We start from the raw sequence: 14,013 nt of genomic DNA, 5'->3' as shown, positions 1-14,013 counted from the left end.
GCTGGCGGAGGCCATGCCTTTGCACAGGCCGCCTGCCCCCACCCCAGCCCTCCCCCGGAAGGGGAGGGAGCAAGACAGGGGAAGGCTCATGATTCCTTCTCGCGCTCGCGCAACCGAAACCGCTGGATCTTCCCCGTCGCCGTCTTCGGCAGCTCGGGCACGAACTCCAGGAAGCGCGGGTACTTGTACGGCGCGAGGCGTTCCTTCACGAAGGACTTGAGCTCGTCCTCGGTCGCCGCGGCGCCGTCCTTCAGCACCACGAAGGCCTTGGTCTTCGTGAGCCCGTCGCTGTCTTCCTTGCCGATCACCGCGGCCTCGAGCACGCCCGGGTGCTGCATCAGCGTGGCCTCGACCTCGAACGGCGAGACGTAGATCCCGCTGACCTTCAGCATGTCGTCGCTGCGGCCCGCATAGGTGTAGTAGCCATCGGCGTCGCGCGTGTACTTGTCGCCGCTCTTGGTCCAGCCGCCCTGGAAGGTGTCGCGCGACTTCTCGCGGTTGGCCCAGTACATCAGCGCCGAGCTGGGCCCGCGGATGTAGAGGTCGCCGACTTCGCCGTCGACCACGGGCCGGCCGTCCTCGCCGCGCAGCTCGACCTCGTAGCCCTCGACCGGCCGGCCGGTGGTGCCGTAGCGCACGTCGCCGGGGCGGTTGCTGATGAAGATGTGCAGCATCTCCGTGGAGCCGATGCCGTCGATGATCTCGCAGCCATAGTGCGCCTTGAAGCGCTGTGCGATCTCGCCCGGCAGCGCCTCGCCCGCCGACGAGCACATGCGCAGGGCCACGGCCTCGCGCGGCGGCAGCTTCGGCGAGGCGAGCATGCCCGCAAAGCCGGTTGGCGCGCCAAAGAACACGGTCGGCTGGTGCGCCGTCCAGCGGCGGAAGGTGGCGTCGGGCGTGGGCCGTTCGGCCATCAGCACCACCGTGGCACCGACCGAGAGCGGGAAGGTCAGCGCATTGCCGAGCCCGTACGCGAAGTACATCTTCGCGGCCGAGAAGCAGACGTCGTTCTCGGTCAGGCCGAGCACCGGCTTGCCGTAGAGCTCGGCGGTCCACCAGAGGTTGGCATGCGTGTGGACCGTGCCCTTGGGCTTGCCGGTGGAGCCGGAGGAATAAAGCCAGAAGCCCGGGTCGTCCGACGCGGTGGGCGCCGCCGCGGGCATCGGCGCCACATCGGCGAGCGCGGCCTCGAAATCCTTCGCGCCTTCGGGCAGCGCGCCGGTCGGCTGCGAGACGAAGAGCGTGTGCACTTCATGCGGCGCGCGGTTCATCGCCTCCTGCAACCCCGGCATCAGCGCGCCCGAGACCAGCGCGGCCTGCGCGCGGCTGTGGTCGAGCATGTAGGCGTAGTCGTCGGGCGTGAGCAGGGTGTTCACCGCGACCGGCACCACGCCCGCATAGAGGCAGCCGAGAAAGCTCACGGGCCAGTCGCTGCTGTCGAGCATCAGCAGCAGCACGCGTTCCTCGCGCCGCACGCCGGCCGCCTTGAGGGCAGCCGCCAATCGGCGCGCGCGGTCTTCGAGTTCGCCGTAGGCCAGCCGGCCGCGGTCGTCGATGTAGGCCGTGCGATCGGCGCGGCCACGGTTGAGCGCGAACAGGTGTTCGGCGAAATTGAATCGGGGGGGCAGCGTCATGTTCCTACTTCCTGGAGGCCCAGCGCGGCCAGCACGCCGGGGCTCGCCTGCACGGCCGTCCTGCGGTGATAGAAGTCGAGCGCGCGCAGCCCGCCCAGCTCGGCGCCGCCGCCGGCACGGCCGGGGCCGCCGTGCAGCGACATCGGCATCACGGTGCCATGGCCCGTGTGGGCCTGCGCCACCTCGGGGGACACGACGTGCACGCGCCCGTGGCTCGGCGCCACGGCCAGCGCGGCTTGGGCCAGTGCCGCATCGTCGCTGCCGTACAGCGACACGACCAGCGAACCCTGGCCGCGGTGCGCGAGCGCCGTGGCATGGGCGAGGTTGCGGTAGGGCAGCAGCGTGGCGACCGGGCCGAACACCTCGATGTCGTTCACGCGCGCGGCGGCATCGGCGTCGCGCGCGCCAAGCAGCACGGGGCCGATGCAGGCTGCGATGGCAGGGTCGGCATCCACCAGCGGCGCCTTGCGGCCGTCGTGCAGCACGGTGGTTTGCGTGGACAGCGCGTCGAGCCCTTCGCGCACCGCATGGAGCTGGGCGCGGCTCACGAGCGAACCCATGCGCACGGCCTCGTTGCGCGGATTGCCCACCGTGACGGCCGAGAGCTTCGCGCCGATGGCCTCGGCCGCGGCGTCGTACACCTCGGCCGGCACCAGGATGCGGCGGATCGCGGTGCACTTCTGGCCCGATTTGACCGTCATCTCGCGCACCACCTCGCGCACCAGCAGGTTGAAGGCCTCGCTGCCGGGCGCCGCACCGGGCAGCAGCAGGGCGCTGTTGAGGCTGTCGGCCTCGATGTTCGCGCGCACCGAGCGCGCGGCCACTGCGGGGTGCGACCGGATCAGCGCAGCGGTCTCGGCCGAGCCGGTGAACGACACCACGTCGAAGGGCTGCAGCGCCTCCATCAGGCCGGCCGAGGTGCCGCACACCACCGACAGCGCGCCCGCGGGCAGCACGCCCGCATCGACCACATCCTTGACCATGCGATGCGTGAGCCAGGCGGTCGCGGTGGCGGGCTTCACGATCACCGGCACGCCCGAAAGCAGGGCGGGCGCGGCCTTCTCCCACAGGCCCCACGACGGAAAATTGAAGGCGTTGATGAACAGCGCCACGCCGCGCGTGGGCAGCTGCAGGTGCTGCGACTGGAACACCGGCTCCTTGCCGAGCTTCACCGCGTCGCCGTCGCGCAGCACGCGCGCGTCGCCCAACGCATCGCCCCATTTCGCATACTGGCCGAGCGTGAAGATGGCGCCGTCGATGTCGACCGCCGAGTCGTTCTTCACGGTGCCCGAGTTGGCGGTGGCGATCTCGTAGTAGCTGTCGCGGTTTGCTTGCAGCACCTTCACGATGGCCGCGAGCAGCCCGGCGCGCTCGCGGTAGGTCAGCGCGCGCAGCGCTGCGCCGCCCTGTTCGCGCGCAAACGCGAAGGCCGCGGGCAGGTCGAGGCCCGTGGCGTCGACGCGCACGAGTTCGGTGCCGAGCACCGGGTCGAAGAGCGGCGTGCCGGCGTCCGAGCCGCCTTGCCAGTGGCCGGCGACGAAATTGGCGAGGCGTTCGGTCATTGGGTGAACTTGATCTGCCCTTCCGGCAGCAGGTAGAGAACGAGCGCCCGGCCTTGCGCGACGGTCGGGCGGTGTGCGGTGCCGGGTCCGTAGACGCACCAGCCCGCGGGGCGTCCGTCGAAGGTGGCGGCGCTGCTGTCCAGCGGCATGATCAAGTCGATCTCGCCGTTCGGATGCGTGTGGTGCGGACCGGCAATGTCCTGCATGTCGACCACGTCGACCGAGAAACGGTGCAGCGCGTCGTCAGCTTTGAACACGCGGCCGTAGCGGATGCCGCCGCCTTCGCGCTCGCAGAGCCAGCCTTCGGCCACGCCGCCGATGCAGGCCGCGCGCAGGCGCTCGAAACGCGCGCTGCCGGCACCGTGCTGGGCGTTCAACCACGCCTCGAGCTGCGCGTCGAGCGGCCGCCCGGCGATCTCGGCGGTGAGGCCGGCAATCAGTTGATGAAAATCTTCCTTGCTGGACATGGCGGGCTTCCTGTTGGAGGCTGGCTGGCGGGGACGCCGCCGCGGCTGCGAACTTTTGGTCTCACTTGCGCGATGACGGCGCGTGCAGTATCTTGCTTGTGGTCGAACGATAAGCACCGAGACAATGAGTGTCAAGCAATATAGTGCATCTATGGTGTTTACCCTGAGCGCGCACAATCCTGGCCAGGAACGAGGACTTGCATGAACGAGCATGGAGACACGGTGCTGGCCACCGCGCCGGAAAGCGGCAACAACGCCGCGCCCGCCGGGGAGGCGAAGCATCCGCTGCTGGCGGCGCTGGGCGAGCGCGTGCGCAACCTGCGCGCGCAGCGCGGCCTCACGCGCAAGGCGGTGGCCGTGGCGGCCGATGTCTCGGAGCGGCATCTGGCCAACCTCGAATACGGCATCGGCAATGCCTCGATCCTCGTGCTGCAGCAGGTGGCGGGCGCGCTGCACTGCTCGCTGGCCGAACTGGTGGGCGACGTGACGACCAGCTCGCCCGAGTGGCTGCTGATCCGCGAACTGCTCGAAAAGCGCAGCGAGGCCGACCTGCGCCGCGTGCGCCTGGCCCTCGGCGAATTGCTCGGCACCGCCTCGGTCGATCCGGCGCGGCACCGGCGCATCGCGCTCGTGGGCCTGCGCGGTGCGGGCAAGTCGACCCTGGGCCAGATGCTGGCCGACGACCTCGAGCTGCCCTTCGTGGAGCTGAGCCGCGAGATCGAAAAGCTCGCGGGCTGCAGCGTGCGCGAGATCCACGACCTCTACGGCACCAACGCCTACCGCCGTTACGAGCGCCGCGCGCTCGAGGAGGCGGTGCAGATCCACAGCGAAGTGGTCATCGCCACGCCGGGCGGGATCGTGTCCGACCCGGCCACCTTCAACGAGCTGCTCGCGCACTGCACCACCGTCTGGCTGCAGGCCTCGCCCGAGGAGCACATGGGCCGCGTGGCCGCCCAGGGCGACACCCGCCCCATGGCCGCGAGCCGCGAAGCGATGGAAGACCTGCGGCGCATCCTCAACGGCCGCGCCGCCTTCTATTCGAAGGCCGACCTGTCGGTGGACACGAGCGGCAAGAGCCTGACCGACAGCTTCCAGGCGCTGCGCGCCGCGGCGCGGCAGGCTATGGGCATCGGCGCCTGAGCCGGGCCCGACCCGGGACGATGAAAAAAAGCACAACAGGCATTGACTTGCCTGTTCACATGCAGCATGATGCATGTCATCGGCGCCGGAATGTGCAATATTCTTCCGGTTCGCATCCGCCCCACAGGAGACTTCCGTATGACCGAGACCACCCCCCCCGTCCAGGCGCCTCCGCGCGTCGACTACCGCGTCGAACCGGCGCAGTACAAGCATTGGAAGTTGAATGTCGAGGGCAGCGTGGCCCGCCTGGTGCTCGACATCGCCGAGGACGGCGGCATCCGCCCGGGCTACAAGCTCAAGCTCAACAGCTACGACCTCGGCGTGGACGTCGAGCTCAACGACGCGCTCAACCGCGTGCGCTTCGAGCATCCCGAGGTGCGCAGCGTGATCGTGACCAGCGGCCGCGACCGGATCTTCTGCTCGGGCGCCAACATCTTCATGCTCGGCGTCTCGAGCCACGCCTGGAAGGTGAACTTCTGCAAATTCACCAACGAGACGCGCAACGGCATCGAGGATTCGTCGAAGCACTCGGGCCTCAAGTTCATCGCGGCCGTGAACGGCGCCTGCGCCGGCGGCGGCTACGAGCTGGCCCTGGCCTGCGACGAGATCGTGCTGGTGGACGACCGCTCCTCGGCCGTGTCGCTGCCCGAGGTGCCGCTGCTCGGCGTGCTGCCCGGCACCGGCGGCCTGACCCGCGTCACCGACAAGCGCCATGTGCGCCACGACCTGGCCGACATCTTCTGCACCAGCGTCGAAGGCGTGCGCGGCCAGCGCGCGGTCGACTGGCGCCTGGTCGACGCGATCGCCAAGCCTGCGCAGTTCGCTGCCACGGTGCAGGAGCGCGCCGCGCAGCTCGCGGCCGGCAGCGACCGCCCGGCCGGCGCCAAGGGCGTGGCGCTGACCCGCCTCGAGCGCACCGACAGCGCCGACGGCATTGCCTACAGCCACGTCGACGTGAAGATCGACCGCAGCAAGCGCACCGCCACGATCACCGTCAAGGCGCCCACGGGCGCACAGCCGGCCGACGTGGCCGCCATCGAGGCCGCGGGCGCCGCCTGGTGGCCGCTCGCGATGTGCCGCGAACTCGACGATGCGATCCTCAACCTGCGCACCAACGAGCTCGACATCGGCACCTGGCTGCTCAAGACCGAAGGCGATGCCGATGCGGTGCTCGCGTCGGACGCCGTGATGCTGGCCCACAAGGACCACTGGCTGGTGCGCGAGACCATCGGCGCGCTGCGCCGCACGCTGGCGCGGCTCGACGTGTCCTCGCGCAGCCTGTTCGCGCTGATCGAGGCCGGCTCCTGCTTTGCCGGCACGCTCGCCGAGCTGGCCTTTGCTGCCGACCGCAGCTACATGCTCGCGCTGCCCGACGATGCCGGACGCGCGCCGAAGCTGGTGCTGAACGAATTCAACTTCGGCTTCTTCCCGATGGTCAACGACCAGAGCCGCCTGCAGCGCCGCTTCTACGAAGAGGCCGCGCCGCTCGAGGCTGCACGCGCCGCAGCCGGCCAGCCGCTCGATGCCGACCAGGCGCTGAAGCTCGGCCTCGTTACCGCTGCGCCCGACGACATCGACTGGGACGACGAGATCCGCATCGCCATCGAGGAGCGCGCCGCCATGTCGCCCGACGCGCTCACTGGCCTCGAGGCCAACCTGCGCTTCGCGAGCCGCGAGAACATGGCCACCCGCATCTTCGGCCGGCTCACGGCCTGGCAGAACTGGATCTTCAACCGCCCCAACGCCGTCGGCGAGAAGGGTGCCTTGAAGGTCTACGGCACCGGCGAGAAGGCCGGCTTCGACTTGAACCGCGTGTGAACTGGCAGCCCCTACAACCCAAGGAACAACGATGAGCACGATCAACTACAGCGAGAAGATCCCCAACAACGTCAACCTCGGCGAAGACCGCACGCTGCAGCGCGCGCTCGAAGGCTGGCAGCCCAACTTCATCAACTGGTGGGACGACGTGGGCCCCGAGGGCTCGACCAACCACGAGGTGTACCTGCGCACAGCCGTGAGCGTCGATCCGCAAGGCTGGGCCCAGTTCGGCCACGTGAAGATGCGCGACTACCGCTGGGGCATCTTCTTGAACCCGGGCGACGCCAACCGCGAGATCCACTTCGGCGACCACAAGGGTGAGAAAGCTTGGGCGGACGTGCCCGGCGAGCACCGCGCCAACCTGCGCCGCATCATCGTGACGCAGGGCGACACAGAGCCGGCCTCGGTCGAGCAGCAGCGCCACCTCGGCCTGACCGCGCCGTCGATGTACGACCTGCGCAACCTGTTCCAGATCAACGTCGAAGAGGGCCGCCACCTCTGGGCCATGGTCTACCTGCTGCACAAGCACTTCGGCCGCGACGGCCGCGAGGAAGCCGAGGCGCTGCTGCAGCGCACCTCGGGCGACGTCGACAACCCGCGCATCCTCGGTGCCTTCAACGAGAAGACGCCCGACTGGCTCGCGTTCTTCATGTTCACCTATTTCACCGACCGCGACGGCAAGTTCCAGCTGGCCGCGCTGGCCGAAAGCGCTTTCGATCCGCTCGCGCGGACCACCAAGTTCATGCTGACCGAAGAGGCGCACCACATGTTCGTGGGCGAGAGCGGCGTCTCGCGCGTGCTCTCGCGCACCGCGCAGGTCATGAACGAACTCAAGACCGACGACCCGCAGAAGGTGCGCGCCGCTGGCGCCATCGATTTGGGCACCATCCAGCGCTACCTGAACTTCCACTACAGCGTGACCATCGACCTGTTCGGTGCCGACCAGTCGAGCAATGCCGCCATCTTCTACAGCTCGGGCCTGAAGGGCCGCTACGAAGAAGGCAAACGCACCGACGACCACGTGCTCAAGGGCCAGACCTACAAGGTGCTCGAGGTCAAGGACGGCCAGCTCGTCGAGAAGGACGTGCCGATGCTCAACGCGCTCAACGAAGTGCTGCGCGACGACTTCATCAAGGACTCGGTGGCCGGCGTCGGCCGCTGGAACAAGGTGCTCGAGAAGGCCGGCATCCCGACCCGCCTGGTGGTGCCGCACAAGGCCTTCAACCGCCAGATCGGCGCGCTCGCGGGCATCAAGATGTCGCCCGAGGGCCGCGTGGTCAGCGAGACCGAATTTGCCGCCAAGAGGAACGAATGGCTGCCAAGCGCCGAGGACTTCGCCTTCGTGGCATCGTTGATGGGCCGCGTGGTCGAGCCGGGCAAGTTCGCCGGCTGGATCGCGCCGCCGGTGATGGGCATCAACCGCCAGCCGGTGGATTTCGAATACGTCCGCTTCGGTTGACGGGTATTTCTCCTTCCCCCGTTGGGGGAAGGCCGGGATGGGGGCCAGCAGCGTGACCACGACCAACGCCGCCGGCCCCGACCCAACCCTCCCCCGAAAGGGGAGGGCTTCAGGAGAAACAACATGGACATGGCCGTCGAAGCCGGGATCATCAAGCAGCACCTGATCGATCCCGAGATCTGCATCCGCTGCAACACCTGCGAGGCCACCTGCCCGGTCAACGCGATCACGCACGACGACAACAACTACGTCGTGCGGGCCGACATCTGCAACGGCTGCATGGCCTGCATCTCGCCGTGCCCCACGGGCTCGATCGACAACTGGCGCACCATGCCCGTGGTGCGCGCGTACACCATCGAGGAACAGCTGACCTGGGAGTCGCTGCCGCCCGAGCTGCCGCCCGAGGAACTCGAGGCCGCAGGCGCATCCGCGGAGCCTGCCGCAGCCGCGGCACCGGCCGCCGTGCCGGCGGAGAGCACCGCCGCCGTCGATTCCGTCGAGCCGGTCTTCAATTCCGCGCAGTTCGGCGCCACCGTGCCGCCCTGGTCGGCCGCGCACGCCTACACGAATCTCTTCCCACCGAAGACGCCGACCACGGCCACCGTCGTGGGCAACTTCAACTGCACCGAAGCCGGCTTCGACAGCGAAACGCACCACATCGTGCTCGACTTCGGCGTGGTGCCGTTCCCGGTGCTCGAAGGCCAATCGATCGGCATCGTGCCGCCGGGCACCGACGCGCTGGGCAAGCGCCACCATGCGCGGCAGTACTCGGTGGCCAGCCCGCGCAACGGCGAGCGGCCCGGCTACAACAACGTCTCGCTCACCGTGAAGCGCGTGACCGAAGACCACCAGGGCAGTCCGGTGCGCGGCATCGCCTCCAACTACGTCTGCGACCTCAAGGTGGGCGACACGGTGCAGGTGGTCGGTCCGTTCGGCGCCTCGTTCCTGATGCCGAACCATCCGAAGTCGCACATCGTGATGATCTGCACCGGCACCGGCAGCGCCCCCATGCGCGCCATGACCGAATGGCGCCGACGCCTGCGCAAGAGCGGCAAGTTCGAGGGCGGCAAGCTCATGCTGTTCTTCGGGGCGCGCACGCAGCAGGAGCTGCCGTACTTCGGACCGCTGCAGTCGCTGCCAAAGGATTTCATCGACATCAACCTCGCGTTCTCGCGCACGCCCGGCAGCCCCAAGCGCTACGTGCAAGACCTGATGCGCGAGCGCGCTGCCGACCTCGCGGTGCTGCTGAAGGACGGCGCGAGCCACTTCTACGTCTGCGGCCTCAAGAGCATGGAAGAGGGCGTGGTGCTCGCGCTGCGCGACATCGCGAAGGAAGCGGGGCTCGACTGGGACGCCGTGGGCGGTGCGCTCAAGCGCGAAGGCCGGCTGCACCTCGAGACGTACTGAGCGCCGGCGAATGAAGTTCACCGACTTCCAAGCGGGCCAGGTCATCGAGGCCGGGCCCTACGTGCTGACCGAAGCCGAACTCGTGCGCTTCGCGAAGGACTACGACCCGCAGTGGTTCCACACCGACGCCGAGGCTGCGGCCGGCAGCCCCTTCGGCGGGCTCATTGCAAGCGGCTGGCACACCTGCGCGATCGCGATGCGCCTGGTCGTCGGTGCCGCACTCGAGGGCTCCGAATCGTTCGCCTCGCCGGGGCTCGAGCATGTGCGCTGGCCGAACCCGGTGCGGCCCGGCGACGCGCTGCGGCTCGTCGCCGACGTGATCGAGGTGCGGCGCTCCGAGAAGCGGCCCACGCTCGGCATCCTGCGCTGGCGCTGGCAGCTGTTCAACCAGCGCGAGATGCTGGTGCTCGATGCCGAGGTCACGAGCCTGTTCAGGCTCCAAGCCGCGACCTGATCAAGAAAAGCCCGCGAGGCGCTGCGGGCTCCGGCTGCGGGTACCGCGGCGCGCTTACTTCCGGATCTCGGCGCCACCCACGGCCCCGGTGGCGCCGCTCACTGCATTCGTGGTCCCACCGCCTCAACTGCGTTTGTCGCCATGTGCGCCGTGGGCGCGCGGGGTGTGGGCGCCCTCCGTCGGCGGAGACGGGGGGTGAAGCGTTTGGCCGTCCGCTGCATCGAGGCAGCGGATGGGTTCGAAAGAATCTGTTGTGCGCTGCTTCACGTCTGGTAGCGCCGCGGCGCCAATGACCGTTCCGCACGCAGGGTCTGCCGCACAGCAGTCAGGCAACATGCGTTTCATGCAACTCATAATGTTGCATGAAACGAGACAGCAAGCTTTCCGGCGTTCTCCACGCGCTGCTTCACATGGCCGAGATGGACGAGCCCGTCACGTCCGAAACGCTCGCCATGGCGATGCAGACCAACCCCGTCGTGGTGCGGCGCGCGATGGCCGGTCTGCGCGAGGCAGGCCTCGTGAGTTCGGCCAAGGGGCATGGCGGCGGGTGGGTGCTGTCGTGCCCGCTCGACGCGGTGACGCTCGGCGACATCCACCAGGCGGTGGGTTCGCCGGCGCTGCTGGCCATCGGCAACCGCACCGAAAGCCCGGGCTGCATCGTCGAGCAGGCGGTGAATGCGGCGCTCGACGGTGCCTGCCGGGATGCCGAGGCGCTGCTGCTTGAACGTTTCAACAGCATCACGCTGGCCGATCTCTCCAAGGACTTTCATCGCCGCATGACGGGCGGCGGTTTCAACCTCAAGGACATTCAACATGCACTGTGACGCTCTGATCGTGGGCGGCAGCTTCGCCGGCCTTTCCGCTGCCCTGCAGCTCGCGCGCGCGCGAAAAAACGTCTGCATCGTGGATGCAGGCGCGCCGCGCAACCGCTTTGCCGAAGCCGCGCACGGCTTCTTCGGGCAGGACGGCACGCCGCCCCTGAAGATGATGGCCGATGCGCGCGCCAAGGTGCTCGCCTATCCGAACGCCAGCTTTATCGAAGGCCGCGTGACCGAGGCCCGGCCCGATGGAACCGGCGGCTTCGCGGCCGCGCTCGAAGACGGCCGGCAGCTCTCGGCCGCACGCATCGTGCTGGCCTTCGGCGTGGAGGATGGGTTTCCCGACATCGCCGGCGTGCGCGAGCGCTGGGGCCAGAGCGTGCTGCATTGCCCGTACTGCCACGGCTACGAGGTCAGCGGCCGGCGCCTCGGCGTGCTGATCGAGCCGCCGCACACGCCCGAGCACGCGATCCTGTTCACCGAATGGGGCCCGGCCACGCTGTTCCTCCACGGCGGCAGCCTGCCGGACGCGGAGATGCGCGCGAAGCTCGAGGCGCGCGGCGTGGCGATCGAGCCGGGCCGCATTGCAGCGCTCGAGGGGCCGTCGCCCACCGCGCTGTCGAGCGTGCGCTTCGAGAATGGGCGGCGCCTGCCGCTCGACGCGATGTTCATCGTGCCGCGCACGCGCCTCGCGAGTCCGCTGGCCGAACAGCTCGGCTGTGCGATCGACGCGGGCGGCTTCGGACCGATGATCCGCACCGACGCCATGAAGATGACCACCGTGCCCGGCGTGTTCGCGGCCGGCGACGCGGCCATGATGTTCCACAACGCCACCATGGCCTCGGCCGACGGGGTGATGGCCGGGATCTCGCTGCACCGGGCGTCGGTCTTCGGCGGCTGATCCAAGCGGCTCAAAAAATCAGGCTATAATTCGCGGCTCGAAATGCGGGAATAGCTCAGTTGGTAGAGCGCAACCTTGCCAAGGTTGAGGTCGAGAGTTCGAGACTCTTTTCCCGCTCCACATTTCTTGCAAAAGGCCACCCCTGCGGTGGCCTTTTGCTTTTTGCGGCCGCCGTTCAGCCTTTGGCCGGCAGCACCATGCCGCGGCTTTCGCCGAAGCCGATGCGCGCATGGCCCGGCTTCTCGCACCAGCCGCGCAGCATCACCGCGTCGCCATCTTCCAGGAAGCCGCGCTGTTCGCCGTGCGCCAGCGTGACCGGGCTCTGCGCCGCGCGTGTCAGCTCGATGATCGCGCCGGCCTCGCCCGGGCCGGGCCCCGACACCGTGCCGCTGCCGAACAGATCGCCCGCGTTGAGCTGGCAGCCGCCCACGGTGTGGTGCGCCACCATCTGCGCCACGCTCCAGTACTGGTGCCTGAAGCTCGTGCGCGACAGGCGCGAGGCGCCATGCCCGCCGCTGCGCGCCTGCTCGCTTTCGAGCCAGACTTCGAGCTGGATGTCGATCGCGCCGCTTTCGCGGTTCCGCGCGTCTTCCAGGTAGGCGAGCGGCTGGGGATCGGCGGGCGCGCGCGTCCATGCCTGGCGGTAGGGCGCGAGCGCCTCCATCGTCACGATCCATGGCGAGACGGTGGTCGCGAAGTTCTTCGCCAGGAACGGCCCGAGCGGCGCCATTTCCCAGAACTGGATGTCGCGCGCCGACCAGTCGTTGAGCAGGCAGATGCCGAAGATGTGGTCCTCGGCATGCGCGAGCGGGATCGCCTCGCCGGCTGCGTTGCCCTCGCCGATCCAGATGCCGAGTTCGAGCTCGTAGTCGAGCCGCGCGCAGGCATGGTAGGTCGGTGCCTTAGCGCCGGGCGCCAGCGTCTGGCCCATCGGGCGATGAAAGCGCTGGCCGCTGACGCCGATGGTCGAGACACGCCCGTGGTAGGCGGTCGGAATCCAGCGGAAGTTCGGCGTCACGTCGCCTTCGGGGTTCATGAGCCGGCTGATGTTCAGCGCATGGTCGATCGAGGTGTAGAAGTCGGTGTAGTCGCCGATGCGCGCCGGCACGGTGAACTCGACCTCGGCCTGCGGCACCAGGCACTCGCGCATCGCTTCGACAGTGGCCGCGGTCGCGTCGGCGTGCAGCAGCGCGAAGAGCGCATGGCGCAAGGCCTGCCACGCGCTGCCGCCGAGCGCGAAGAGATCGTTCAGGGCGGGCAGCGCCGCGGCGCGCGCCGCATCGAGTGCAAGGCCGTCGAGCAGCGGGCGCGTCGCGAGTGCAGCCATGTCGACGACCTGGTCGCCGATCGCCACGCCGCCGCGAAACGGCTCGGGGCTGCCGAGGCGGCGGAACACCGCATGTGGCAGGTTCTGAACCGGAAAGTCGCTGCCCGCAGCATTGGCGCTGGCCACCCAGCTGCGGGCGTCGGCATCGTGCGTGTGATTGAGCGTGATCATGGTCTTGACCTTCCGCGCGTCAGACCGACGCCATCAGCGCGTCGTCGAAGATCGCCACGGCGCGCGTCCAGCCCGCCGAGGCGCCGCGGATCTTGTGCGGAAAGCAGCTGATGAAGAAGCCCGCGGGCGGCAGCACCTCGAGGTTGTGCAGCTTCTCGATGTGGCAGTAGCCGATGTCGCGGCCGGCCTTGTGGCCTTCCCAGATCAGCGAGGCGTCGTTCGTCTCACCGTATTTCTTGGCCGTGTGCACGAAGGGCGCGTCCCAGCTCCATGCGTCGGTGCCCGTGAGGCGAACGCCGCGCTCGAGCAGGTACATCGTGGCTTCATAGCCCATGCCCGCGCCGGCCGAGACGTAGTCCGGGTTGCCGTAGCGTTTGCCAGCGCGCGTGTTGACCACCACGATCTCGAGCGGGCTCAGCGTGTGGCCGATGCGCTTGAGCTCGGCTTCCACGTCGGCCGCGGTCACCACGTAGCCGTCCTCGAAATGGCGGAAGTCGAGCTTCACGCCCGGCTGGAAGCACCATTCGAGCGGCACGTCGTGGATCGCGATCGCGGGCTTCTTCTCGCCGAGCGCCTTGTCCATGGTCGAGTGGAAGTGGTAGGGCGCATCGAGGTGCGTGCCGTTGTGCGTCGACAGCTGCACCAGCTCGACCGCCCAGCCTTCGCCGTCGGGCAGGTCTTCCTTCTTCAGGCCCGGGAAGAAGGGCTCGATCTGCTCGTAGGTCTGTTCGTGCGTGAAGTACTGGATCTTCGGCGCGAAGGCCGGCGGGTCGGAGAGCACGTCGTTCTCCAGGAAGATCGACAGGTCGACGAATTTGCGTGGCATCGGGGCGCTCCTTCTGTGGGGGTTTCGGG

At 68.7% G+C, this 14,013-nt stretch carries 12 protein-coding genes and 1 tRNA gene; 8 read left to right on the top strand and 5 right to left on the bottom strand.

Annotated features, from left to right (window positions below; all coding sequences use genetic code 11):
- Positions 1 to 86: 86 nt before the first annotated feature.
- The 3 genes from AC3A6R_RS12410 to AC3A6R_RS12400 are packed head-to-tail and all read right to left on the bottom strand — an operon-like array spanning position 87 to position 3,663.
- Positions 87 to 1,634 carry a benzoate-CoA ligase family protein gene (locus AC3A6R_RS12410; protein WP_487864455.1) on the bottom strand — a complete coding sequence of 516 codons (1,548 nt, stop codon included), beginning with the start codon at positions 1,632 to 1,634 and terminating at the stop codon, positions 87 to 89.
- Complete coding sequence (locus AC3A6R_RS12405; protein WP_487864454.1) at positions 1,631 to 3,196, bottom strand: 3,4-dehydroadipyl-CoA semialdehyde dehydrogenase; 1,566 nt, start codon at positions 3,194 to 3,196, stop codon at positions 1,631 to 1,633. Before AC3A6R_RS12405 ends, AC3A6R_RS12410 begins: the two co-directional genes overlap by 4 nt.
- A complete protein-coding gene (locus AC3A6R_RS12400) occupies positions 3,193 to 3,663 on the bottom strand; it encodes a DUF4863 family protein (protein ID WP_487864453.1) in 471 nt (156 codons plus the stop codon). Before AC3A6R_RS12400 ends, AC3A6R_RS12405 begins: the two co-directional genes overlap by 4 nt.
- 201 nt (positions 3,664 to 3,864) lie before the next feature.
- On the opposite strand from AC3A6R_RS12400, the gene AC3A6R_RS12395 reads away from it, so the two are divergent.
- The 8 genes from AC3A6R_RS12395 to AC3A6R_RS12360 all read left to right on the top strand — a co-directional run bounded on the left by AC3A6R_RS12395 (position 3,865) and on the right by AC3A6R_RS12360 (position 11,780).
- Positions 3,865 to 4,803 (top strand): helix-turn-helix transcriptional regulator, encoded by a 939-nt coding sequence (locus AC3A6R_RS12395; RefSeq protein WP_487860693.1) that lies wholly within the window; start codon positions 3,865 to 3,867, stop codon positions 4,801 to 4,803.
- Positions 4,804 to 4,941: 138 nt separating this feature from the next.
- Positions 4,942 to 6,621 carry a 2,3-epoxybenzoyl-CoA dihydrolase gene (boxC, locus tag AC3A6R_RS12390; RefSeq protein ID WP_487864452.1) on the top strand — a complete coding sequence of 560 codons (1,680 nt, stop codon included), beginning with the start codon at positions 4,942 to 4,944 and terminating at the stop codon, positions 6,619 to 6,621.
- A 31-nt stretch (positions 6,622 to 6,652) separates the two neighbouring features.
- Positions 6,653 to 8,080 (top strand): benzoyl-CoA 2,3-epoxidase subunit BoxB, encoded by a 1,428-nt coding sequence (gene boxB, locus AC3A6R_RS12385; protein WP_487860691.1) that lies wholly within the window; start codon positions 6,653 to 6,655, stop codon positions 8,078 to 8,080.
- 123 nt (positions 8,081 to 8,203) lie between these two features.
- Positions 8,204 to 9,487: a benzoyl-CoA 2,3-epoxidase subunit BoxA gene (gene boxA / locus AC3A6R_RS12380; protein WP_487864451.1), complete on the top strand. Its 1,284-nt coding sequence runs from the start codon at positions 8,204 to 8,206 to the stop codon at positions 9,485 to 9,487.
- A 10-nt stretch (positions 9,488 to 9,497) separates the two neighbouring features.
- On the top strand, positions 9,498 to 9,941 hold the full coding sequence (locus AC3A6R_RS12375) for a MaoC family dehydratase (RefSeq protein ID WP_487864450.1): 444 nt from the start codon (positions 9,498 to 9,500) through the stop codon (positions 9,939 to 9,941).
- A 362-nt stretch (positions 9,942 to 10,303) separates the two neighbouring features.
- Positions 10,304 to 10,765 carry an Rrf2 family transcriptional regulator gene (locus AC3A6R_RS12370; RefSeq protein WP_487864449.1) on the top strand — a complete coding sequence of 154 codons (462 nt, stop codon included), beginning with the start codon at positions 10,304 to 10,306 and terminating at the stop codon, positions 10,763 to 10,765.
- Positions 10,755 to 11,660 carry an NAD(P)/FAD-dependent oxidoreductase gene (locus AC3A6R_RS12365; protein WP_487864448.1) on the top strand — a complete coding sequence of 302 codons (906 nt, stop codon included), beginning with the start codon at positions 10,755 to 10,757 and terminating at the stop codon, positions 11,658 to 11,660. The genes AC3A6R_RS12370 and AC3A6R_RS12365 overlap by 11 nt, the downstream gene beginning before the upstream one ends.
- 44 nt (positions 11,661 to 11,704) lie before the next feature.
- Positions 11,705 to 11,780, top strand: a tRNA-Gly gene (locus AC3A6R_RS12360).
- A 55-nt stretch (positions 11,781 to 11,835) separates the two neighbouring features.
- Here AC3A6R_RS12360 and fahA read toward each other — a convergent pair.
- Together fahA and AC3A6R_RS12350 are read right to left on the bottom strand one after the other, a co-directional pair.
- Complete coding sequence (gene fahA, locus AC3A6R_RS12355) at positions 11,836 to 13,158, bottom strand: fumarylacetoacetase (protein ID WP_487860686.1); 1,323 nt, start codon at positions 13,156 to 13,158, stop codon at positions 11,836 to 11,838.
- Between the two features lie 19 nt (positions 13,159 to 13,177).
- On the bottom strand, positions 13,178 to 13,984 hold the full coding sequence (locus AC3A6R_RS12350; RefSeq protein WP_487864447.1) for a cyclase family protein: 807 nt from the start codon (positions 13,982 to 13,984) through the stop codon (positions 13,178 to 13,180).
- Positions 13,985 to 14,013 lie beyond the last annotated feature (29 nt).

This window comes from Variovorax sp. Soil_C_19 (assembly GCF_057657255.1).
This window is presented reverse-complemented; position numbering and strand designations above follow the sequence as displayed.